At 40.3% G+C, this 24,478-nt stretch carries 21 protein-coding genes; 2 read left to right on the plus strand and 19 right to left on the minus strand.

The genetic code is table 11. The features are described from left to right. Positions 1-784: 784 nt before the first annotated feature. The 4 genes from LXL81_RS00280 to LXL81_RS00295 form a co-directional block, all read right to left on the minus strand. Entirely contained in the window at positions 785-1,678 is an 894-nt protein-coding gene (locus LXL81_RS00280; protein WP_234644703.1) for a carbon-nitrogen hydrolase, read from the minus strand. 41 nt (positions 1,679-1,719) lie between these two features. Beyond that, complete coding sequence (locus tag LXL81_RS00285) at positions 1,720-2,706, minus strand: glycosyltransferase family 9 protein (protein ID WP_234644704.1); 987 nt, start codon at positions 2,704-2,706, stop codon at positions 1,720-1,722. Continuing rightward, positions 2,703-3,617, minus strand: coding sequence for a lysophospholipid acyltransferase family protein (locus LXL81_RS00290; RefSeq protein ID WP_234644705.1), 915 nt, complete (start codon positions 3,615-3,617; stop codon positions 2,703-2,705). The genes LXL81_RS00285 and LXL81_RS00290 overlap by 4 nt, the downstream gene beginning before the upstream one ends. An 82-nt stretch (positions 3,618-3,699) precedes the next feature. Next, entirely contained in the window at positions 3,700-4,614 is a 915-nt protein-coding gene (locus LXL81_RS00295; RefSeq protein ID WP_234644706.1) for a lysophospholipid acyltransferase family protein, read from the minus strand. Between the two features lie 100 nt (positions 4,615-4,714). Here LXL81_RS00295 and LXL81_RS00300 point away from each other — a divergent pair, with 100 nt between their 5' ends. Then, positions 4,715-5,008, plus strand: a complete 294-nt coding sequence (locus LXL81_RS00300; protein WP_234644707.1) for a hypothetical protein — start codon at positions 4,715-4,717, stop codon at positions 5,006-5,008. 22 nt (positions 5,009-5,030) lie between these two features. Here the strand turns inward: LXL81_RS00300 and cobA are convergent, their stop codons facing one another. The 15 genes from cobA to LXL81_RS00375 form a co-directional block, all read right to left on the minus strand. Continuing rightward, positions 5,031-5,786 (minus strand): uroporphyrinogen-III C-methyltransferase, encoded by a 756-nt coding sequence (gene cobA, locus LXL81_RS00305; protein ID WP_234644708.1) that lies wholly within the window; start codon positions 5,784-5,786, stop codon positions 5,031-5,033. Positions 5,787-5,984: 198 nt separating this feature from the next. Beyond that, entirely contained in the window at positions 5,985-8,207 is a 2,223-nt protein-coding gene (locus tag LXL81_RS00310) for a HEPN domain-containing protein (protein ID WP_234644709.1), read from the minus strand. Positions 8,208-8,285: 78 nt separating this feature from the next. Next, positions 8,286-9,530 (minus strand): sulfate adenylyltransferase subunit 1, encoded by a 1,245-nt coding sequence (locus LXL81_RS00315; RefSeq protein WP_234644710.1) that lies wholly within the window; start codon positions 9,528-9,530, stop codon positions 8,286-8,288. 78 nt (positions 9,531-9,608) lie between these two features. After that, positions 9,609-10,565 carry a sulfate adenylyltransferase subunit CysD gene (gene cysD, locus LXL81_RS00320; protein ID WP_234644711.1) on the minus strand — a complete coding sequence of 319 codons (957 nt, stop codon included), beginning with the start codon at positions 10,563-10,565 and terminating at the stop codon, positions 9,609-9,611. Between the two features lie 60 nt (positions 10,566-10,625). Further along, positions 10,626-11,327, minus strand: coding sequence for a phosphoadenylyl-sulfate reductase (locus tag LXL81_RS00325; RefSeq protein WP_234644712.1), 702 nt, complete (start codon positions 11,325-11,327; stop codon positions 10,626-10,628). Next, on the minus strand, positions 11,324-11,788 hold the full coding sequence (locus LXL81_RS00330) for a DUF3368 domain-containing protein (protein ID WP_234644713.1): 465 nt from the start codon (positions 11,786-11,788) through the stop codon (positions 11,324-11,326). The genes LXL81_RS00325 and LXL81_RS00330 overlap by 4 nt, the downstream gene beginning before the upstream one ends. After that, the gene (locus LXL81_RS00335; protein WP_234644714.1) at positions 11,781-12,008 is read right to left on the minus strand and encodes a UPF0175 family protein; all 228 of its coding nucleotides are present in this window, start codon (positions 12,006-12,008) and stop codon (positions 11,781-11,783) included. Before LXL81_RS00335 ends, LXL81_RS00330 begins: the two co-directional genes overlap by 8 nt. 96 nt (positions 12,009-12,104) lie before the next feature. Further along, entirely contained in the window at positions 12,105-12,557 is a 453-nt protein-coding gene (locus tag LXL81_RS00340; RefSeq protein WP_234644715.1) for a type II toxin-antitoxin system VapC family toxin, read from the minus strand. Next, on the minus strand, positions 12,554-12,901 hold the full coding sequence (locus LXL81_RS00345) for a UPF0175 family protein (protein ID WP_234644716.1): 348 nt from the start codon (positions 12,899-12,901) through the stop codon (positions 12,554-12,556). Before LXL81_RS00345 ends, LXL81_RS00340 begins: the two co-directional genes overlap by 4 nt. 27 nt (positions 12,902-12,928) lie before the next feature. After that, positions 12,929-14,116: a PLP-dependent aspartate aminotransferase family protein gene (locus LXL81_RS00350; RefSeq protein ID WP_234644717.1), complete on the minus strand. Its 1,188-nt coding sequence runs from the start codon at positions 14,114-14,116 to the stop codon at positions 12,929-12,931. A gap of 140 nt (positions 14,117-14,256) precedes the next feature. After that, positions 14,257-15,321, minus strand: a complete 1,065-nt coding sequence (locus tag LXL81_RS00355; RefSeq protein WP_409013856.1) for a sulfite exporter TauE/SafE family protein — start codon at positions 15,319-15,321, stop codon at positions 14,257-14,259. A gap of 561 nt (positions 15,322-15,882) precedes the next feature. Next, complete coding sequence (locus LXL81_RS00360) at positions 15,883-17,547, minus strand: RagB/SusD family nutrient uptake outer membrane protein (RefSeq protein ID WP_234644719.1); 1,665 nt, start codon at positions 17,545-17,547, stop codon at positions 15,883-15,885. Between the two features lie 38 nt (positions 17,548-17,585). Continuing rightward, positions 17,586-21,125 carry a TonB-dependent receptor gene (locus tag LXL81_RS00365; protein ID WP_234644720.1) on the minus strand — a complete coding sequence of 1,180 codons (3,540 nt, stop codon included), beginning with the start codon at positions 21,123-21,125 and terminating at the stop codon, positions 17,586-17,588. A 219-nt stretch (positions 21,126-21,344) separates the two neighbouring features. Beyond that, entirely contained in the window at positions 21,345-22,460 is a 1,116-nt protein-coding gene (locus tag LXL81_RS00370; RefSeq protein WP_234644721.1) for a FecR family protein, read from the minus strand. Between the two features lie 96 nt (positions 22,461-22,556). After that, positions 22,557-23,162 (minus strand): RNA polymerase sigma factor, encoded by a 606-nt coding sequence (locus LXL81_RS00375; protein WP_234644722.1) that lies wholly within the window; start codon positions 23,160-23,162, stop codon positions 22,557-22,559. 243 nt (positions 23,163-23,405) lie between these two features. Between LXL81_RS00375 and LXL81_RS00380 the strand changes: the two genes are divergently transcribed. Next, the gene (locus tag LXL81_RS00380; protein ID WP_234644723.1) at positions 23,406-24,476 is read left to right on the plus strand and encodes a glycoside hydrolase family 76 protein; all 1,071 of its coding nucleotides are present in this window, start codon (positions 23,406-23,408) and stop codon (positions 24,474-24,476) included. Positions 24,477-24,478 lie beyond the last annotated feature (2 nt).

Consider the following 24,478-nt stretch of genomic DNA (forward strand, 5'->3'; position numbering starts at 1 on the left):
TGGTATTGTCAGGAAATTTTTACCGTTCAAGAGTTAAAAGTTATGGCTGTGGTGTCCACGTTTCTGTGCGCCGCACACACGTTCACATAGACATTTCCAACAGCCATAATCTTGCAAAACTGCTTTTCCGGAAAGCAATACCCTCTTAATCGAGGACAAACAGCAACTTCAGACACAGAATAAACGTAAAAAATTCAGGTGCTGACAAAATGTTTGTCCACGTAGTCAGGTTAATAATTGACAAAATTATATTGTAAAAAAGCAGAACTTCTTTAATGTCTGGCTTTCGCACAGGATCAAAGACGATCATGTTCCCACTTCTTACATTCGGATATATTCATGTGCGGCTGGAATATATCTGGCAGTTTGAAAGTCCAGTCATTCGTTTAATGACATTTCAAATATACTGACAAAGTGGATAAATACAAGAGAATAAATCTAATACTTGTTATTTTTTGCAATAAAAATTGGTTGAATTGAAAAGTGAGAAAATATTATAGTACTATATTTATATTTTATTTCAATAATCAAGCTTAAATGCAATCTACAAAATATGTAGACTTACAATTCCATTTGTAATTCTGGATATTGATAATGGAGTAAAGAAGTTTGAAATGAGATGAATAAATTATTGAGTCTATATATTATTGATTAACAATTGGTTACGTATATTGTGAATTTTATTTTTTAGAAATTGAATCGGTAGAATGCAATAAAGCCAGAACACTCATGATTTATGAGGTTTCTGGCTTTATTGGAAAAGTTATATTTCTATGTTACGATTTCAGTCTATGTAGCGACTTAAAATAGGCTTGTAAGAATCCACTCTTCTATCCCGAAGGAAGGGCCAGGTGGTTCTGTAATGATCTAATTTTGCCAGATCTATTTCTTCAACATGTACAATTTCTTCTATGTGTGGCGCAAGATAGAGCAGGCGACCTTGTGGATTTGCTATAAAAGATCCACCCCAGAATTGCTGGTCTGCTTCACGCCCTACACGGTTAACCGAAACAACATATATACCATTGGCCACAGCATGTCCGCGCTGAATGGTTTGCCAGGCTCCGTATTGTTCATCATTAATGACAGGGTCGGTTTCGTTGGTATCCCAGCCAATCGCTGTTGGATAAAATAATATTTCTGCACCCATTAAACTGGTAATTCTGGCTGCTTCCGGATACCACTGATCCCAGCATATCAAAACACCGATCTTTGCGAATTTTGTACTGAAAGTCAGGTAACCATGCGTATCAGATTCTTCCTGCGACGCATCACCGGGGGTAAAATAAAATTTCTCATAGTATCCCGGATCATCCGGAATATGCATTTTACGGTATTTTCCTAAATATGAGCCGTCCGCGTCAAGAACTGCTGTGGTGTTATGATATAAACCGTGTGCACGTTTTTCAAATAACGAAGCAATGATTACGACACCCAATTCTTTGGCAAGACTGCTTAATGATTCCGTGGAAGGACCAGGTATCGCTTCTGCCAGTTCAAAGTTTTTGTGGTCTTCAACGTCGCAAAAATATAATGATTTAAAAAGCTCCTGCAAACAAACAATTTGTGCTCCTTTTGCAGCCGCTTCTCTTATTTTTGATTTAGCTTTTTCGAAATTATCTTCTACATCCGCAGAACAGCTCATCTGAACTATTCCGATATTTACTTTTTTGTTCATTCCGGTTTTTTATATTGATTGAGTAATCGGATTTAAAAACATTATTTACTGAATGGAAGTTCTTTGATATCAAAATCGAAGGAGAGCTTGTTCATGCAGTTGAAATGTTTTTTTGGACATTCTTTATAACCGATCTTAGAGCAGGGACGGCAATCGAGATCATTATTTTCTATTACTTCAAAAGCCGTTTTATAAGGATACATGCCAAAAGCCGGAACCGTATTTCCCCAAATCGAATATACCTTCTTTTTGAAAGCTGAGGCTACATGCATCAATCCGGTATCGTGCGAAAAGACGATGAATGACTGTTCTATCAGCGATGCGGATTGATTGAAATTATACTTTCCACATCCGTTAAAAATCAATCTGTCGCCAATTGCCTTTCGGATTTCTTCTCCTGCTTCGAAATCTTCTTTTCCCCCCAACAGGATGATCGGAAAATTGATTTTCCTGCAAAGTTCGATCATTTTGTGAACGGGAAGTTTTTTAGTTGTATGCTGTCCTCCGATAGCATAAGCGACAAAATCTTTCTGGTGCGTTTCAGGAATCCAGTCTCTTTCTACTTTGTCTTTATATGGAATAAAATAATCCAGACCATGGTCATCATTTTTGACGCCCAAGGGTAAAACCGTATCCAGATACCTGTCCACGATATGGATATCGGGCAGGTAATTAATCTTGAACTGGGTTTGCAGCCACTTCTGCGCATTTAATTTTTTAAAAGAAAACGATCGCTTGAAAAGTGCCAGTTTGATATGCAGTGTTCGTAAATTGGTATGCAGATCGATGATATAATCAAAGTTTTCAGCACGCAATTCCTTGATCATTTTATTCAGACTCCCATCAAGCAGCCAGATTTTATCCACGTTAGGATTATCTTTCAGCAAAAAACCGAATTTACTTTTGGTGAAGTAATGGATTTCAGCATCCGGATATTGCTGTTTCAGACAACGTATAACGGGAGTAGTCAGAACAATATCGCCGATCGAGGAAAAGCGGAGGATTAAAAACTTGACAGGTTTATTCACGATTTATCTTTTACTTCCAATGTTTGATCCCGGTGCAATACTTGCGGCCGTTTGTGTTTCCAACGTTTGTGGCTCCACAGCCAGTTGTCCGGTTGCCTTATGATATCTTCTTCTAAAAACGAAATTTGTTTTTGAAGAATATAATTCGTCGGCTCTTGTTTCGGGGTTTCTGTGATAAGCCGGAAATAGAATTTGTAAAATCCCCGCTTAAAATTATTCCTTAAAACACCCATATACAAGACTGGCGCATTAAGTTTTCTGGCGATTAGCTCAACGCCACGAAAAACGCCTGTGTCCTGATTCAGAAAAGTTGTCCAGTAAGCACGTTCCGGTGCCGGCGACTGGTCATTGATCAGGATGAAGAGAAACGGTTTTTCACGAGGACTTAATGCACGCTGAAAAGCTTCTTCCATAGGCACCATTTCTGTACCAAACTGCGTACGGACATCTTTAAACCAGTTGTCAAATGTCTCGTTGGCAAGCTGATGGTATACGACAACCATTTGATAACGAAAACGGACCGAGCCAAAAAGGTTTAGCATTTCCCAATTTCCGAGATGTCCGGCCACAACGATCAGGTTCTTTTTCTGCGCATAATAGTAATCCAGAATATCCGAATCGGCTTCAAAGCGACTTAGCAAATCAATCTTGGAAATGCTTCTTAATTTGATCGTTTCAAAAATAATATCGGTAAAGTTCTGATAATATTTTTTGGCGATTGCGCGGATCGTGCTTTCGTTTTCCTGTGGGAAACTGTTTCGCAGATTGGTTAATATCACTTTTTGACGATAATGAAATACATCAAAAATGAAAAATCGCAGGATGTCGGAAATACGATAAATGGATTTCCAGGAAAATCTGGAAACGCCTTCCAGGAGTTTAATGATGATGCGGGTAAGGAAATTTTCCATACAAGACTTGCTTAAAATGACTGTTCTGGTTTGAATAACCGCACTAGTCATTTTTAGAAGGAGATATGGAAATGGCCCGGAACTATTGCCGGGGTACTAAATCTAGTAATTGTTCAGGCTTCAGACATTCGGGTTTACAATGTTTCCAGCGTCTGTGGCTCCACAACCAATTGTGTGGCTGAAGTCTGATATCCTGTTCCAAAATCTGAATCTGCTTTTCCAGAATCCCGTTGATAGGGACTTCCTTCGGCTTCTCGGTTATCGTTGTAATGTCAACATGATAATAACCTCTTTTGTTCTCGATTTTGCTGAATTCTGCGTATAGTACCGGAAGATTCAGTTTTCTTGCAATTGCCTCAACACCACGGAAAATTCCGGTATCCTGATTAAGGAATTTTGTCCAAAAAGCTGTCTTCGGATTTGCAGACTGATCGTTTGCAAGAACAACTACAAAAGGTTTTTCGCGAGGTGTTAAGAGCTCTTTGAAAATCTTGTCCATCGGTACCAGTTTCGCCCCGAATCTTGTGCGGTAATCCAGAAACCATTTGTCAAAAATCTTGTTTTGCAACGGCCTGTAAACCACAATACACTCATGTGAAAATTCCAGGGAAGAAAACAAATTGGCAAGTTCCCAGTTACCACGATGGCCCATAAGGAATATGGCACTTTTATTTTGTTTATACAAATCGTTAACAATGGTCAGATCACCCTGAAGCCTTTCTCTTATCACTTCCGGAGACGCAGTGCGAAACTTTAAAGTTTCAAGGATCAGGTCGGTGAAATGGATATAAAAGTTTTGTGCAATAACTTCAAGTTCCTTGGCTGGTTTATCAGGAAAGCTGTTTTTAAGATTTTCAGCAATTACTTTTTTGCGATAACCTATCACATCAAAAATTAGCCAGCTAAGCGCAGTGGATACCCGGAATGTATTTTTCCAGGAAAGACCAGCGATGGAATTCAGAAAGAAAATTGAAATTTTTGCAACTAGTTTATTCATATATAATTTTTTGCAATATTACATATAACGTATGTGTATTAAAAATTAGCATTTGTTTTTAAAATTAGCTAGCTTCACTAGACGAATCAAAAGCGTATCTGTGTTAGAAAGCTTATTTGACATAAAAAATGATCGGCGCCTGAGCGTATACCTTTACCGAATGGGATTCGGTATGTGGCTGATGTATCTGGCACTTGGCGCACCTGCACTGCATGCTTATAAACACTACCGCCTGGATTGTGGTGTTTTTTCAGTTGTTTTAATGGTGGTAGGATTCTCTGCTTCGATGGTATTTGATTATTTTCATCACCGCGAAGCGTATGAGTACAAGAAGAAATGGCTGTTTGTAAGCTATCTTGTATTGGCGGGAATTGTTTATTTCTTTATCCTTTAAAGAAATCCGGAGAACAGATTAATTATGAAATCTGTTTGTTGACCAGCTCTTCAATTTTCTGGAATGTCAACCCCGGAAGCGCGGCAACTTTTCCGATGACAATCACGGCCGGAGATTTTATTTCAGCTTTTTTGGCAAGAGATAAAATGTTTCCAATGGTGCCTAGAACGATTTTTTGTTCCGGTAATGAGCCGTTTTGAATAATGGCAATCGGCTCATCAAATTTATCAAGATCGGCATAGATCGTAATAATTTCTTCCAATTTGTGCGTGCCCATTAAAATCACAACCGTAGCCGAGGAGCGTGCTGCCCAGGGAAGATCTGCGGATAATTCATGAGATTTGGTTGTGCCGGTCACAACCCAGAAACTTTCACTAACACCGCGGGAAGTCAACGGAATTCCAGCCAAAGCCGGAACCGCATAAGTACTGGAAATACCTGGAATCACTTCCGATTCAATACCGTGTTGCGCAGCATATTCAATTTCCTCATAACCACGACCGAAAATAAAAGAATCACCGCCTTTCAAACGGATAACTTCTCCATATTCACTGGCAGAGGCAACAATCAGTTTGTTAATTTCATCCTGTCCGCAGCTTACTTTTCCAAAACGTTTTCCAACATGAATTTTCAAACAATCTTCCGGACAATGATCAAGGATTGAAGGATGCACAAGCGCATCATAAAGTACAACTTTTGCAGTTTGTAATGCTTTAATTCCTTTCAAAGTGATCAAGTCAGGATCGCCGGGACCGGCACCGATTAATGTGAGTTTCATAAGGAAATGGCTGTCGGCTTTCGGCGATCAGCTGTCAGTGGGTTAGTTTATGCGAATTCCTGAATTGTAGGAAAGTTGGGGTTTGAGAGAAGGCTAGTTGTTGATGCAAGAAGTCAAATTAGAAAAATTGACTTCTTGCATTAAACTTAATGTTGGCTAACAACTGATAGCCGACTGCCGAAAGCCGACAGCCAAAATTTACGAATCTTTTCCAAACGACAACTCCTGCAAAACTGGCTCGCCTGTTTCCATAAGTTGAGCTCCGCGTGTATTACGCACGAAGTTCAAAAAGTCTTCTGCCGTATTTACAAAGTATGTTGCAAACTCTTCAGTTGGTTCGAATTTGTTGATACTGAAAGCAAGAGAACGGAAAGGAGTTTCTTCTGAATCCGGAAGAACGTATTCTGCCGGAATATTGTATTTAAATTCTTTTCCGAAGTTACTTTCAAAATCGTTGATGATGCCGTACTGAGTATTTGTACTCACATCTTTGGTCATCAATAATCCTTTTGCACCTGTGATCAAAACGTTATAAGCATGATAAATCGCATCAGCCCAGATTTTCGATTCGAAGTTTTCTTTGGCAAGGTTTAATTTTTCCTGTCCCTCTGTAATCGTAGTTGCTACTAAATCCACCAATACACTGGCGCATTCACCAACACCAATTTCAGTTTTGAACATTTCATCATGATCCCAGTCGCGGTAATCGTCTTCCTGAATTGTAGAAAGATCTGCGATTGGTTTCAATAACTGGAAGAAGTAATTTTTTGTCTGACGTGTGTAATATTGATTAAAATATTCTCCGTCGTACGCGTTTGATTCGTAATCATTGAAGATTGTACGAAGTGCTTCCGGTCCGCGTTTCGCTGGAACTTTAATCACCTTATCGCCAATCAAACCAATGCCGTCACCAGAAAAACCACCGCCTAACAAAACCTGCAAAGCTGGCAAAACCAGTTTCCCGTTTTTAATAGAACTTCCGTGGAAACCAATGTTGGAAGCATTATGCTGGCCGCAGCCGTTCATACAGCCGCTAATTTTAATCTTAATATCCTGGTTGTAAATCATTTCAGGAAATTCATCCTTCATGACATCCTCCAAAACACGGGTAATTCCGTAACTGCTCGTGATAGCAAGATTACAAGTATCTGTTCCCGGGCAAGTTGTAATGTCCATCGTACTGTCAAAACCAGGATTAACTAATCCCAATTTCGAAAGTTCGTTGTATATCGCTACAAGGTCTTCACCTTTAATAAATCGAAGAATATATCCCTGGTTAACCGTTACACGAATATCATCAGCTGCATATTGACGAACTATATTCGCCAATGAACGCGCTGTGTCCGAGCTCATATCACCCAGCAAAACACGTAACTGAACAGCATACCAACCTTTTTGTTTTTGTTCAAAAGTGTTGGTTTTTAACCATTTGGTGAATTCTGGAATGTCTGAAATATTTTCAGAGGCAATTTTCAAAATTTCTTCTTCGCTCAAAGATGGGCGAGGAGCGTGGTTGATTGATTCTGCTTCGTTGGTACCAAACAAATCATCCGGAATCTGGAATATCTTATTTTTAACCGCGGTACGTTCTTCTTCCACTTTTGCCATCATTCCTTCCAATCCAAGATCGTTCAAAAGGAACTTCATGCGCGCTTTATGGCGACGAACACGTTCTCCGTAACGATCGAATACACGAAGCAAAGCTTCAATGAAAGGAATAACGTCTTTTTCTTCAAGGAATTCAAAGGCAGTTTGTGCCGAGAACGGCTGCGCGCCTAAACCTCCACCAATCAAAACTTTGAAACCTTTAACTTCTTCCCCTGCTTCGTTTGTTCCCATTTTGGCGATAAGGCCAACATCGTGGATAAATGCTAATGCAGAATCTTTTTCAGAAGAAGAAACTGCTATTTTGAATTTCCGTCCCATATCCTGATTGATAGGATTACGAAGGAAATAAGTAAAAATCGAATGTGTTATTGGTGTAACATCAAAAGGTTCGTCCGGGTCAATACCTGCCACCGACGAAGCCGTTACGTTACGGATTGTATTACCACACGCTTCTTTTAAAGTAATTCCTGCATCTTCCAGATCGGCCCATAATTGTGGAGAATCTGAAAGTTTTACAAAGTGCAGCTGAATATCCTGACGCGTTGTGGCATGCAAATTTCCAGTGGCAAATTTGTCAGAAGTATCTGCGATACGAACTAGCTGATCCGCCGTGATACGTCCATAAGGCAGTTTTATACGGATCATCTGCACGCCTGGCTGGCGCTGACCGTAGACACCGCGCGTCAGACGAAACTTACGAAAAGCTTCTTCCGGCGTTTCACCCGTGTTAAATGCGTTGATCTTGTTTTGTAAATCAACAATATCACGTTTTGCTACGGATGATACTTTGTCTGAAATTACTAAATTATTCATGGTGATGTATTCTTATAACCTATCGGAATAGTATATTAACTTTATATCGGGAAAAAAGGTGCGGCTACACCACGCCTTTTATTCAACCATACAAGCGCCAACGGTCACGTTCGACGTTTCATCAATCAGAATAGCGGCGCCATTTGCTCTGTTTTGCTGATATGGGTCGTAAGCGATCGGTTGCGCTGTTCTTAAAATAATTCTTGCGACATCGTTTAATTTCAAACTTTCAACCTCATCCAGTTTTTCATAGGAGTTGATATCAATCTGATATTCTATACTTCTAACAGAACATTTTGTTCTTGCAGTTCCGTGCTGAAGAAGATATTTGTCGCCGGCTTTCAATGTTTTGCGGTCGTCCATCCAGCAAACCAATGCTTCAATATCCTGACTCACGATTGGTGAATTGTCAACTGAAACGATCATATCGCCACGACTGATATCCACATCGTCTTCCAGAAGAATGGTAACCGATTCAAAAACACCTGCTTCGATAATTTCCTGTCCACCGAATTCGATTCTCGCAATTTTCGATTCAGTTCCGGAAGGTAATATTTTAACAGCTTCGCCTTTTCTCAACGAGCCGCTCTGTAAACGACCTGCATAACCACGGTAATCATGCAATTCCTCAGTCTGAGGGCGGATTACATACTGAACCGAGAAACGTCCGTCTGTTGTGTTTTTATCTTTTAAAACATTAACGGTTTCAAGAACTGACAACAAAGTTTCGCCAGTATACCAAGGCATGTTTTTAGATCTGTCAACGATATTATCGCCGTTCAGCGCGCTAACCGGGATGATTGTCAGATCTTTAATGTTCAGTTTCTGAGCAAGATCCTGGTATGTTTTTGCAATTTCCAAAAACGCATCCTCGGAATTTCCAACCAAATCCATTTTGTTAATCGCCACAACCACGTGAGGAATTCCCAACATGGAAGCTATCAGCGAGTGACGGCGGGTTTGTTCGGCAACACCGTGACGCGCATCAACAAGAATAATTGCCAGATCAGCATTTGAGGCACCAGTAACCATGTTACGGGTATACTGAATATGTCCCGGCGCATCGATCGAAATAAATTTACGGTTCGGCGTCTGGAAATATTTGTAAGCGACGTCAATTGTAATCCCTTGTTCACGTTCCGAACGTAGTCCGTCTGTTAGAAGAGCAAGATCAATTTCACCATCATTACGGCTTTTACTAGCACGTTCAATGGCTTCCATCTGATCTGCCAATATATTTTTTGTATCAAAAAGCAAACGCCCGATCAACGTACTTTTACCGTCATCTACGGAACCTGCTGTTATAAATCTTAGTAAATCCACCTTGTTTTAATTTCGAATTTGTGAATGAGAGAGTGATTGAATGGGCTCATCACGAGCTTTCTGTCAGTTTCTCATTGTTTAGAAATATCCTCCTTTTTTACGATCTTCCATTGCAGCTTCTGTTTGCTGATCGTCGATGCGGGTTTCGCCGCGTTCGCTGATTCTGGAAACTGTGATTTCTGCAATTACTTCTTCCAATGTTGCTGCGCTTGATTCTACGGCAGCTGTACAAGTCATATCGCCAACGGTACGGAAACGAACTTGTCTGGTTACAATCTGATCTTCCGGATCTTTTTCGATTACCGGCGTATTGTATAACAAACGTCCGTCGCGCAGGATGCACTCACGTTCGTGTGCGAAATAAATGCTTGGAAGCGTAATGCCTTCTCTTTGAAGATATGCCCAAACGTCCAATTCAGTCCAGTTGGAAATCGGGAAAACACGTACGTTTTCGCCTTTATGAATACGTCCGTTAAATAGATTCCAAAGTTCAGGTCTCTGACGTTTTGGATCCCATTGTCCGAATTCGTCACGGAATGAAAAAATACGTTCTTTTGCACGCGCTTTTTCTTCATCACGACGGGCACCACCAATGCAGGCGTCAAACCCGAATTCTTCAATCGTGTCTAGTAAAGTGAAAGTCTGCAACCAGTTACGGCTCGCGTTTTTACCCGTCGGTTCTTTCAGATTTTTCGCTTTGATGGTATCTTCCACATAACGAACGATTAGTTTAGAACCTGTTTTTTCAGCAAGCATATCACGGTAATCCGTAGCTTCCACGAAGTTATGGCCCGTATCAATATGAACTAGCGGAAATGGGATTTTACCCGGAGCAAATGCTTTTTGAGCAAGACGAACCAGGGTTATAGAATCTTTTCCTCCTGAAAATAGTAACGCCGGACGTTCAAACTGACCAGCCACTTCACGCATAATGTAAATCGCCTCTGCCTCTAGCTGATCCAGGTAGTCCGGTTTTCTACGGTCAATATTTCCCTGGTTGCTAAGATCCGACGCCTCTTTTACTGAAATTGACATACTTACTTCATTAGACATTTAATACTTCTTCTTTATTTACGTAGCATTGGGATGCTTTTATTACTTCGCGTGCAAACCACATTCTTTCTTCGACTCATCTTCCCACCACCAACGTCCGGCGCGGAAATCTTCGCCTTCCTGAATGGCACGTGTACAAGGTGCGCAACCGATACTTACAAAACCTTTGTCGTGCAAAGGATTGTATGGAATACCATTGGATTTTACATAGGTTTTTACTTCCTCAAAACTCCAATCCAGAATCGGGTGGAATTTGATCAGGTCATGCGCTTCGTCCGCTTCGAGCTTGTGCATAGACTGACGATTTCCCGACTGTTCTGCCCGGATACCAGTTACCCAGATTTTTGCTCCTTTCAAAGCTCTGTTCAAAGGTTCAACTTTACGGATGAAGCAGCATTCTTTACGGTTTTCAACAGAATCATAAAAACTCAAAGGGCCTTTTGTACTTAGTAAAGCTTCCGCAGAATCCGTTTGAGGATAGTATGCTTTTATTTTAGTATCATACCGGTTGTTTGTTTTTTGAAGCGTCATGTACGTTTCATTAAACATTCTACCCGTATCCAGAGTGAAAATGCTGATATTCAGATTGTTTTTTAAAATAAAATCTGTAATAACCTGATCTTCATAACCCAGGCTGGTAGAAAATACGACCTGACCCGGAAAAAGATCTGCCAGAATTGTCAGCGATTCAATTTCGCTTTTGCCTTCAAGGGCGGCGGTTAATGCGTCTATGTTTGTGTTCATGGTGTTTCGCCTGCTATTCTGATTGCTTCCTCAATGATGTTAGCATTAATTCTGAAATCAGTTTTTAGAATTTTTTCAAGTATATATTTAGCTGATGGGATAGTTCCTCTTAATTTGGCATTTACAATTACCCCAATTGTTCCTGTAATCTGCAATCCCAGATTTCGAGTAACTTTCCTGGCTTTTAAATCGTCAAGAATAATAGTAGAATCAGGAATTTCGAAAGCAAGAGATAATGCAGTTGATTCGCCTAAATCCAATGAATTTTCAAATAACGCTTGTAACGTTTTATTCCTGACAGCAATTATTTCTATCCAATCCGGTACCGCTAGATTAAATTCAGTTGCAATCTCCGGAGTTATAAAAACCTTCCGATAATTGTCTTTCAAAATATTTAATTCATCAATTTTATTTAAAAGAATTAAACAACTGGCATCAGCAATAACCAGATTCTTATGCATTACTTATGTCTGCTTTAAGATCATCAATTGAATCCCCAAATAAGGAAAATCCAAACCGTCCCATAATTTCGATAAACGTAACTTTACTAATTCCGACAATATCAGCGGCCTGACCAAGGGTGACTTTTCCTCGTTCATAAAGCTGACCGGCGAGAAGCATCTTCAATTCAAATTCTTCTGATTCGACTGCTTCTGGCAAATTGATGGTTAGTGTTTTCATTTAAGTAATTGTTTACATCTATTAATCAAATCTTATTAAAATTCAATATAATACCTATGTTTGCCCTTGATATTCAATCTTTTCTCTCTCTGTTACCTAACTTTTATTTAAATCAAAATATGCAACTTCCAAAAAGTGCGTGTGCAGATGTTGAAAATCTTTATCTGTTGTTATCAATGTTGCATTCAAAACACTGGCCGTCGCTGCAATCCATAAATCATTCTTGCCCATATTTTTTGAAGAACTCTTAAGTGGTTTTTCTTCAAGTCTTCCCTGGCTGAAAGCGTCTATTTCTGCGTAAGAATTTATGATTTCCTCCGTTATAAAATCGATTATTGTAAATTCTTTTACGAATATTTCCAGCTCTCGCCTCTTGTTAAATCCCCATTTATTTTGAACAGCAAGCGATCTTAATTCTCCTATTACGAACGCTGGAATAAATACATCCGAATCTGTTTCAAATATTCCAAGCTGAAATTCAATTAAATCCCAGATTGAATGTTTTCTTAAATATGCCAGGATGACATTAGTGTCCAGGACATATCTCATTTTGTCAATTGCGAAAGAAGAACTTCAAGGGGCTCCTGAATATTAATTGCATCTCTCAGAGCTTCAAGCCTTTCTTTATTTAAACCGTTATACCCCTGTTTTTTTTTCAGTTTTTCAATCCGATCTTCAAATGACAATTTTTTATCTTCCGGATTGCTGATCATAGATTTCAAAGGATCATCATCCGAAAGCGTACTATAAACTAATTCGTTCATCGTAACACCCGCCAAATCAGTCGCCTGCTTTGCGGACAAGGCTCCTTGCTGATAAAGTTGGCCTGCAATAGAAAGCAATACCTTCTCCTTCTCGAAATCTTCCGGTAAATTGATGGTTAGTGTTTTCATTGTATGACCAATTTAATCTATTGATTTTTACTCTAATATATCACTTTTGACCGATACTTCCACTGCATTTGTGAAATCCTCGATCAGGTCTTCGATATCTTCCAGGCCGACAGAAATACGGATTAAGCCTTCTGAGATGCCTAATGCCAGTTTTTCTTCTGCTTTCAGTTTCGCATGCGTTGTTGTGAACGGATTGGTAACAATTGTTCTCGTATCACCGAGATTTGAAGAAAGAGAAGCAATTTCCAACGCATCCATAAAAGCAGAAACACGTTCAAATCCACCTTCCAATTCAATGGTAACAATAGCTCCGCCTGCTTTCATTTGCGCTTTTGCAAGTTCGTGCTGTGGGTGAGAAGCTAAAAACGGATACTTAACCAATTTTACATCCGGGTGTTTTTCCAGAGCAGTGGCCAAAGTCAAAGCGTTGGAGCAATGTTTTTCCATTCTCAATTCCAGCGTTTCAAGGCTCTTGCTTAATACCCATGCATTAAACGGTGCCATTGATGGTCCGGTGTGGCGGCAGAAAAAGCGTATATGTTTGATATATTCTTCTTTTCCAACTACAATTCCGCCCAAAACGCGACCTTGTCCATCCATATATTTTGTCGCAGAATGTACAACCAGATCCGCTCCGAAATCCACCGGATTTTGCAGTGCAGGAGATGCGAAACAGTTATCGACGTTATATATCAGATTATGTTTTTTACAAAGTCTGCCAATCATTTCAAGGTCTACAAGATCCAGGCCTGGATTTGAAGGCGTTTCTAGGTACACCATGCGCGTATTTGGTGTTACCGCCGCTTCCCAATCCGCTTCACTTGCGTCAGCGTCCAGATACGTATAGGTAATACCCCATTTGCTGATTATTTGTGTAATAATCTGATGCGCAGAGCCAAACAAAGCACGGCTTGCCAGTATGTGATCACCACTTTTCAGTAAGGCAGCCATACTTGCAAACACCGCAGCCATACCCGTAGCAGTCGCCACGCCATCTTCACAATCTTCAAGAACACAAACTTTGTCTATAAATTCCTGAACAGAAGGGTTAGAAAAGCGGCTATAAATATTGCCTTCTTCCGTTTCTTCAAACAACGCTTTTCCTTGTTCAGCACTTTCAAAAGTGAAGCTGCTAGTCAAAAACAAAGGCGTTGAATGTTCACGATATTGTGTTTTCTTCGTCTGGGTACGTATTGCTCTGGTCTGCTTTTTCATAGGTCACTGGTGTAGCTGTTGGCTATTAGCGTTTAGCCGGTAATTAATATTTCTAACTTTATGAGACGTAAGTCTTTTTTTCTTTTTCGATTCTAATTTTCCGGGTTCAAAGCTAATGGCTAAAAGCTAATTGCCAACAGCTAAAAAAGAACCATATAAATTATTCTCAAACTGACGATGATGACGATTGTTCCAACCATGATCATCATAGTTTTTATTGGCAATTTTCGAGATAGATTTGCTGCGATAGGCGCTGCCACCATTCCACCTAAAATCAATCCTAAAACGACCTGCCAATGTGAAAATCCAATCAGTGTTATAAAGGTTACTGAACTCGCCAGTGACACGAAAAACTCTGCCAGATTTACAGATCCGATCGTATATTTTGGGTGACGGCCTCTGGCAATTAAAGTTGACGTTACAATAGGCCCCCAGCCACCGCCGCCAATGGAATCCAGTGATCCTCCGGCAAAAGCCAGCCATCCGATTTGTCTGATTGGTCGCTTTTCAATCCGTTTCTTTAACGCTTTCTGGATGATAAGAATTCCCAGAACCAGGGTATATACTGCCACTAACGGCTTGATGATGTAAATATATTTTTCAAGTGATGTTAATAGATAAGCACCGGCAATAGCGCCAATCACACCCGGAATCAATATCTTCTTGAATAACTTGCTGTTAACGTTTCCAAATTTTAGGTGCATATAACCCGACACGCCACTTGTGAAAATCTCCGATGCGTGAACGCTGGCGCTTACAGCCGAAGGCGGAACGCCCAACGTAAGCAGAAAAGTAGCAGACGTTACGCCATAAGCCATACCCAATGCGCCGTCAATCATTTGCGCGATGAAACCACCAAGAATGTAATAGAAAAAGCTTTCGTTCAATTCCAGTTCATCCCAAAGAACAGAAAGTCGGTCGTAGGTGATGTAAGTAAAAATCAAATGTCCGACAATCATCAGAGCGATGGCTGCGAACAGATTCATACCAATTTCCGTCCGGCTTCTTTTACGCAAAGTTGCGGCCCAGATCTTGTCTTGGATCCGATCCCAGGAAAATGGTGGTTTTGTATTATTTTTAGTTAAGTCAGAGGATGTGTTTTGCAGATCAACCTTCTGCGCTCCGGTATTGAAACGGGAATCTGATTCTTCCGGCAGATTTGGTAAAAAAACTACTTTTCCCTGTTCTCTCGCAATAGTGGCCAAACGGCGATCCTCCTCAGGATCACCACTTGATATGTATGCGACCTGCAAGGATTCCCAATGATCCGGATCCTTAACTTCTGATGAGGGCAATGATTCTGACGCGTCCTTCAAAGTCTATCTAGTATAGTATTATGATAGAGTAAAGTATTAATAAAATAGCAAACTAATGTTTGCTAAATGAGGTGCAAATTTAGTATCAAAATGTTAGCTTTCAAAGAATAAAAAATGGCGGAGTCGAAGTTTGGGTTTTTTTGAAATGATAATATATCAGGAATCAGTTCTTTTAAGGTCCCAAATATTCAATAGTCAACGCCATTATTTTTGTAAAAAATGTCTTCCAAAACAGTAAAAAAGTGCGCTCCCACAGGAAACGCACTTTCGTAACTACGGAAGAAAATTATGATATACTCTTTTAATCCTTTGCTGGCTAATGGTTTCTTAAATCAGCAGGTAATTAATATTTTAATTCATAACGTGGATTGTTGTGAATAGGAAAAATTAAGGGTAGGAATAGTTTGAATTAATTCGCCGGGTACTGATCCGCACCCGGCAAATTGTTTGTTAAGGATTTTGTTTCAAAACATTGGATCCCATAATATCAATCTGCGCTTGTGGGATCGGGAAATATTCACTGCTTCCCTTTTTGAATGTAGCACCGTTCAGGTATGTTCTCTTTAACTTTTCTTTTGCCAGATAGGCATTTAAAATCACATCTGCATTTCCCCAGCGCACCAGGTCAAAATGGCGGTGACCTTCCATGGCCAGTTCAAGACGGCGTTCGAAACGGACTGCTTTTCTTGCATATTCCTGGTTCGCAAAAGCGGTATAGGGTTTCACAAGATAATTAGCTGCCGGAGTACCGTCATCCTTTTTGACTAATTCGTTTGCAGCGCGGGTTCTGATCTGGTTTACGATTGTCAAAGCAGTTGGCAGATCATTTTCTTCAACCGCAATTTCAGCACGCATTAACAAGAGATCAGCATAACGGATTGCACGGTAATTGTTTGCATTGGCACGAGGTGATTCTGCTCCGGCGTTATCACCGCTGTTGGCAAAAAACTTTTTGAACGTGTAAGGTCCTGCAAAGCTCTGATCGCGGATCCAGTTTTTACCAGGGTGAATTCCCCAGTTAAGGAAAGGCAAACCACGGCGACCAACGGTCCAGTCTAACCTAGGATCAAGGGTTCCCGTCTCGGGAGTGAAAGGATCGCTCGAAGCCAGACCTTCATCATTTTTTACATCAACATCATTGAAAGTATCCAAAAGTGGTAATCCTGCTGCATCGGTTTTGAAAGCATTGACAAGATTTTGAGAAGGCTGATAAAACCCGCAGCATCCGCCCGGGCCAGAGCCATAAGGGAAATTCAGGTTGTCGCCCCAGCTTCCATTTTCTCCACTTCCGCCGTCAGCAACTGACATTTGCACTTCAAAAACAGACTCGCTGTTGTTTTCGGTTGCAATTCTGAAATTGTCGTGGTAGTTGGCAACCAAAGAAAAAGGACCAGCAGAAATAATGTCAACTAGCAAAGGTTTTGCGGCTGTATAGTCACTTTGATACATATGGACTTTCGCCAGCATCGCTTTTGCAGACCATTTGCCTGCTCTGCCCACTTGCGATTTTGTTACAGAAAGATTATCAACTGCAAACTGGAAATCAGCTTCAATATTAGGCCAGATATCTTTGTCGTTTGGCAGGTTGATATAATCCGTTACCGTTTCGTCAACATAAGGAACCATGTTCCACATTTTCTTAGCCTCAAAATGGTACCAGCCACGAAGAAATCTTGCTTCGGCAGTTGCCTGTGTTTTTTCAGCTTCCGTCATATCGGTAGCTTTTGCAATCAGTCGCAAAGCATCATTTGAACGTGAAACACCATCGTACAACGCAACCCACTTATCGTTGAACCCACCAATATCGGCCTGCTGAATGTATTTTTCAATGGTAGTGATCTGGGCAAGATCACCAACGTCACTGCCTTTGTATCCATCGTCTGAGGCAACGGTACCGTAAATCCAGTTACTAACGGCAGAGAAATAAGTGCCGCCTGAACCAACTCCGTCCAACAAACTGTAAGCGCCGATCAAAACTGAATTAACACCGGTTTTGTTTGCCAGCATCGTTTCATTTCCTACGCCAAGCGGTGTTGTTTCCAGAAATTTATCTTTACAGGAATTCATCATTCCAATGCAAACCAATGCTGTCAATATTAAAATTTTCTTTTTCATATTTTTTGATTTAAAAAATCCGTGTCGGTTTGTTTTGCTTAAAATCCAAAGTTGAGACCAACCTGATACATTTTAGATCTTGGATAATTTCCCTGATCAACGCCCAAAACCGTAGTGCCCGGGGTCGATCCAACTGAGGTGACTTCCGGATCAATACCACTGTATTTCGTGATCGTAAACAGATTTTGTCCCTGCACGTAAATCCTTGCACTGGTCAGGCCAAGTTTAGACAAAGCTTTTGAAGGTAAAGTATAACCGATGGTCAGGTTTTTCATTCTGAAATAAGTACCATCTTCAATAAAGTAGCTTGATGGCTGCTGGCTTCTGCTGTCGTTTGCATCCAGAATTGGTAATACCGCGTCAGGATTTTCCGGCGTCCAGGAATCATTTAACATACGAAGACTTCTGTTACCCGCCTGGTTGTTGAAATCTGTCCAGCGTTTTACCATGTTCAGAATCTGGTTTCCTTTTACACCCTGGAAGAATGCTGAAAGATCAAATCCTTTGTAACCAAGGTTCAGATTGATACCATAAGTAAAATCAGGATGTGGATTTCCAAGGAATTTTCTGTCGGCGTCGGTGATTACGCCATCTTCGTTTGTGTCGTGGTATTTATATTTACCAACAGCAGCATAACCCGGATAGGTTGGTCCTGCGTCCACTTCTGCCTGATTTTGGTAGATTCCGTCAATCTGTAAACCATAAAAAGAATACAAAGGCATACCGGCAACCGAACGGCTCCATGTATAACTGCGAATTGTAGGTCCAAGAAGTACTGCCGAAGCACTGTTATTCAGTTTTACGACATTGTTTTTATATGCTGAAATGTTTGCGCCGATGGAATAAGTTAACTGACCGTCCAGTGCTTTATTATTAAAATCAATATTCAGGTCAATTCCTTTGTTATTCATTTCTCCCACATTTACAAAAGGAATTGTAGCAACGCCTTGTGTGGCCGGCAAACTTACCTGATACAACATATCAGAAGTGGTACGGTTATACAAATCAAGGTTAAGACCAAACATGCCTTTCAGGAAAGTAGCGTCCAAACCTACGTTTGTCTGCGTTGTCGTTTCCCATTTTGCATCCTGATTTCCAAAAGCCTGCGTGTCAAAACCTGCCTGAACAGAACTATTTGATCCGTCGATGGCGTATGAAGACTGGTTCAATGTAGAACGGTAAGTACTGAAACCATTATAGTTTCCGATTTCCTGATTACCGGTTTGTCCCCAGCCTCCTCTCAATTTCAAATCGTCAATCCAGGTAGCCCCTTTCATAAAAGCTTCCTCAGACAAACGCCATCCCGCACTGAATGCCGGGAAAGTACCATAACGGTTGTTTTGTCCAAAACGTGAAGAACCGTCACGGCGAACCGTTGCTTCCAATAAATAACGATCTTTCAATGCATAGTTAACTTTTCCAAAAACTGAGAAAAGTGACCACTGATAACCTGCTCCCGAGTTGTTAATACCCGCAGAGCCGGCACTTAAATACATGTATTTTGGATCCTCCGAGTAAAATGATGTCCGCGTTGCTGAAAAATCTTTCCCGGTACCTTTAATCGCTTCTGTTCCGGCCAAAACGTTCAGTTTGTGTATTGTACCAAACGTTTTTGTATAGTTTAATGTATTTGACCAGGTCCAGTTAACGTCCCAGGCATAAGCATTTGTCAGCGAGTTGTTTGATTCAATTTCCGCTTCTTCCAAATCCAGAAGGACATAAGCTGTTCTGTTTGCATTGGTAAAATCAACACCTATACTCGACTTGGCGATTAGGTCTTTAAAAATGTCAACTTCCAGATATGCGTTACCGAAAGTTCTGAAAGTGTTTACGCGGTTGTCTTTTGTACGGTATAACTGCGCCACAGGATTCGTAGCAGGTCCTAAACCAGCAGCACGTGTAGCGGCAAAGTTGCCCATGATATCATAAACAGGAATAATCGACGGGATACGAAAACCGTTACCGATCGGGTTACCATCCTGGTTGTTGGTTGTACTGGCCGTTCCGTTATTGCTGTAATATCCTTTGTTTTCAGTATAACTTGCTTCAAGATTCTCTCCAAAACGAAATCTCTTTTTGAACAAAAACTCTGTGTTTGAACGAAGGGAATAGCGATTGAAAGAAGTATTTTTCAGGATACCATCCTGTTTGAAATAATTAAGGGAAAGCGCATAACGCCCTGTTTCACTTCCACCTGTTGCACCTACATTATATTCCTGAATGGCTGCATCACGAAGAATTTCTTTCTCCCAGTCTGTTCCCTGCTTGTTTGCTTTTACAATCTGGTAAAATCCGGTACGGTTGTAATTATAAAGAGATGGATTCGTTGCAGGATTTCCTTCTGACAAACCATACTGTGAACCCGCAAGAATATAATCCGGAACAACTGCGTTTATTCCATTGCCATATTGCTGATGTGAAGGATTGCCATTGGTAAGGACGCCGGCATTTCTGCGTTGTGTCCAAAGCAAGTCACCAAATTGCTGCGGATCGATGATCAATCCCAGATTAACTTTTCCTGTTTGTACACCAAAACGGCTGTTGAAAGAAAACTGAGGCGCACCTGATTTTCCTTTTTTTGTTGTGATAATGATTACACCATTCGCAGCGCGTGAACCGTAAATCGAAGCAGAAGAAGCATCTTTCAAAACCTGCATCGATTCGATGTTGTTCGGGTTGATACTGTTCAGCCCGCCTTTTGTAGGAACACCATCAATTACATACAATGGATCGTTGTTGTTGACCGTACCAAAGCCGCGGATACGAACCGTGGCCTCGCCACCAGGTGAATTATTTGAAGTAACCGTAACCCCGGCAACACGTCCCTGCAATTGCTGGGCCACATTGGGAGCGGAAACTTTCGTTAATTCTTTGGTATCAACCGTTGAAACGGCACCAGTAATATCTCTTTTGGACTGAGAAGAATAACCCGTAACAACCACTTCGCTCAATGATTTTACGTCAGATTGCAACGTGATTTCTATCATTGATTTATTGGCAATATTGACCTCCTGAGTCAAAAAGCCAATGGAGGAAATAACCAATGTGGTGCTTCCGTCCGGTAATTCCAGCGAAAAACTTCCTTCGCCATCCGTCGTCGTTCCAACACTTGAACTGCCCTTCAACACCACCGTCGCACCAGGAACTGTCGCGCCTGTAGCATCAATAACTTTTCCTTTGATTGGAAACAGAGCCGGTTTTATTGTCTGGATCGATGTTCCTGTACCTTCAATTGAGGGGTTGGAAGTTTTAGGTCCGGGAATTCTTTTTAATAAAATCTGTTTGCCCGAAACTTCGTAGGTTACCTTCAAGGGCGTCAGAAAATTTTCAAGAATTGCTTCCAGTTTTTCATCTTTTGCATTCAGGTTCACTTTGCGCTCCGATTGGATCAATTCCGGGCTGTACATGAAATTCACGCCTGACAATTTGCCAAGTTTTTCCAGTGCCACGCCAACTTTCTGTTCTTTCAGATTGATCGTCAACCGACGGTTCAGAACTTCCTGAGCATTGCTGTCTGTCGCAAAAGACATGCCCGAAAACTGGATTATAATAAACAATTGTATGAGGCTGATTCTCATAATTTTAGAAAGGCATTGGGGCCATTGTAAGGTTTTTTTCATACTTTTGAATGTTTTGATGGTTGTTAAAAAATCAGCAAAATAATTCCCTTGTCCCTCTTCGGGGGACTCATCTTAGTGCCAACATAGGTGGGGATTTTTAGTCGGGGTGAATGATGTTGACGCATCGTTCACCTTTTTTGTTTGTCTTCAAATAGTCTGGAGTTTAGGATTAAAAAATTATTGACAAGAATTTCCGGTAATGCTGATTTTGTTTTCGTTGACCTGATAATTTGCTTCAAGAATCGCACAAATCCATTTCAACTTATTATCGAGTGGCTCGTCGCCCAATGTCGCTGTTATGCTGCAATGCGACATTATTTTTTCATTATAATCTATTTCAATTCCGTATGCTCTTTCAAGCGAAGCAAAAACTTCTGCAACCGGCGTTGCATTGTATGTGAACTTCTGGTTTTCAATCGGGATTTTTAAAAGCGCGGCGCCGCTGATTGTTGATCTTGCCAACCGGGAAATGTCGCGTTCAAAAGCAGCCTGTTGATTACAAGTCAACAAAAGAGCCGATAAACCTTTGTTAGATTCATATTCTTTTGCCCGTTGATCGGTTTTTGTAAAGACAGAAACCTTTCCGGTTTTCACAGCCACGAGTACATTTTTATCACTTTCGTCCGCTTTGATGCTGAAACTCGTACCCAGAACTTTGGTTACCAACTCATTGGCATACACAAAAAATGGTCTTTCGGGATCTTTTACTACTTCAAAAAAAGCTTCTCCTGAAAGTATAACCACACGTCTATCAGCATCAAATTGTTTGTTATAACTTATCCGGCTATTTTTCCTGAGCACTACGGAACTGCCATCCGGCAGTTGTATGTATTTTACTTTATTATTCAGATTGACAACTTCAATAATCGTTTCAGCCGGTTTACCAATAGAAAGTTGCTGCTGATTTTCGATAAATAAATTCTGGTTTTGAAATTTGATATAAATACAAATCCCAACTGCGATCAGAATTAAAACGGACGCGGCGATGGCCCTGCCAAACGCGAACCAGCTATCACTTTTGGTTAAAGTTTTGTTAGCATTTTCTCTGCGCCTGGCAATTTCCAGTGCCTGATTTACTTTATAAGCAATATGTTCATCGGTTATCGGGAGGGTTTGATGCTGTATAGACAAAAGGCTAAACCTTGCCTGTTCCAAAGCTTCATTTTTGACTGCATCATCTGACGACCAGCTTTTCCAGTATGCATCAAGTTCCGAACGCTCTTCCAGTACCCAGGCTATGAAATCCGGGTTTTTAATCAAATCCTGAAAAAGTACGTCGAGCCTGGCATTCATAAAACAACAATATATTTCTGCTGGTATATTGTTATTATCTGATTAATTGGTCCGGATACTCACTTGCCAAACTAAATTTTTACTTTTCTTTAAAAATTATAATATTATTTCGAAAAATGAATAAAATATAAAAGAAAAGGAGGGGCTGATCGGCCACATGCTGCGCAGGGTCGATAAGGCGCGTTGGAGAATATTACTAACAGATTGTGGTTTAATAGACAACAAAACTCCGATTTCCTCAGATTTTAATCCTTGAAAAAACCTGAGATAAATAACTTCCCGCTGTCGTATTGGAAGCTGCGTCATCATTTCCTCCACCTGATTTTTTAGATTAAGCTCATTTTCATGTTGGATTATGACATCTTCGGAAGAAAATTCCTGCCATGAATCAGCAAATTCTTCTGTCAACTGCTCTTCTCCTGAAATTGGCTTTAATGTTTTGATTATTCTGTGACGATATGATTTTAGCAAGTAAAATTTGATCGATGGGGTAGCATTGAGATTTTGACGGTGGAGCCAGAGATGGATCAGTAAATCCTGTAAAGCATCTTCGGCAATTTGAACATTTGGTGTAAATCTTAAACCGTAGTGAAGTAAAGTTCGGTAGTAACGCGTGGCTAGCTCAGTATAAGCTGCCTCATTCCCGTTCCGGAAATTGTCCCAGAGTATTGAATCATCGGTATGTTTTATGATCTGAGTCAATAGTGATTCTGTTGATAGTAGACATCGTAGAATCAAAAATAGGTAATGAAGATATTATATAAAATACTATTTTGAATATTATTAGAATATCAAAATTTAATTATGTTATACTTCAAATTCATAACTTATTAGGAGACATTTGTAATAAAATTAGGTGAGGTAATATGAAAATTCAGGACAAAGCAGTAAACAAGTCATTTAAAGATACTTTCTTGTTTCTGTACTCAATTAAAAGTTATTTTCATGATTAAGGCTATCTATTTCCAGCTTATTTTGATCCTGTTATTTTCGATAAGTGCGAACGCGCAATCAACTTCTATCGATTATAAATCCAGAGTGGATGCACTTAATAAGAATATAAATTCAGTTTTCTTCGAGCCGAAAACCGGTTTGTACAAAGAGACTAATGGGAAAAATGACAAACCGCATTCTTATCTTTGGCCGCTTTGTGCACTCATACAGGCAGCCAATGAGGCTGAACAAATTGAGCCGGGAAAGGCGTATATGAAGCCGGTTTTAGCGGCCATTGCTCAATATCATAATGCAAATCCGCCTGCACCGGGTTATCAGGCTTATGTAACAAATGAAGGAAAAGATTCCCGTTTTTACGATGATAATCAATGGATCGCAATTGCTTGTCTGGATGCGTATAACCGTACAAAACTGAAATCATATCTTGATATTGCCGAAGAAATTTACCGTTTCCAGATGACAGGTTATGATGAAAAAGCGGGTGGGGGATTATATTGGAAAGAAGATGAAAAGAATACGAAAAATACTTGTTCAAACGGACCTGGAATTTTAGTGGCTTTACAATTATATAAGATTACCAAAAAGAAGGAATATCTGACGACAGCCGTTAAATTATACGATTGGACGAATAAAAACCTGCGTGCTGCCGACGGTATATTTTATGATGCGATCAAAATTCCGGTTCTGAAAATTGATTCAATGAAGTATACTTATAACACCGGAACAATGCTTCAATCCAATGTTTTGTTATACACAATTACAAAGGACAAAAAGTATCTTGATGAAGCTGAGCTGATAGCAAAATCGGCTGAAAGCTATTTTTATAAAAACAAGAAGCTGCCGGGTAATTACTGGTTTAATGTTGTTTTGTTAAGAGGTTATGAAGAATTTTTCAAACTGAACAAGAACAAAAAGCAATTTCAGTTTTTCGTTGATGACGCGGAGCGTATCTGGAAAGAAGAAAGAGATGAAAAAGGTTTGGTAGGTACGAAAGCAGCCAAAACGTTGATCGATCAGTCGGCGATGATGGAAATGTATGCGAGGCTAAACCGAATGAAATAATC

Origin of the sequence: Dyadobacter sp. CY356 (assembly GCF_021440195.1) — a bacterium.
Taxonomy (GTDB): Bacteria; Bacteroidota; Bacteroidia; order Cytophagales; family Spirosomataceae; genus Dyadobacter.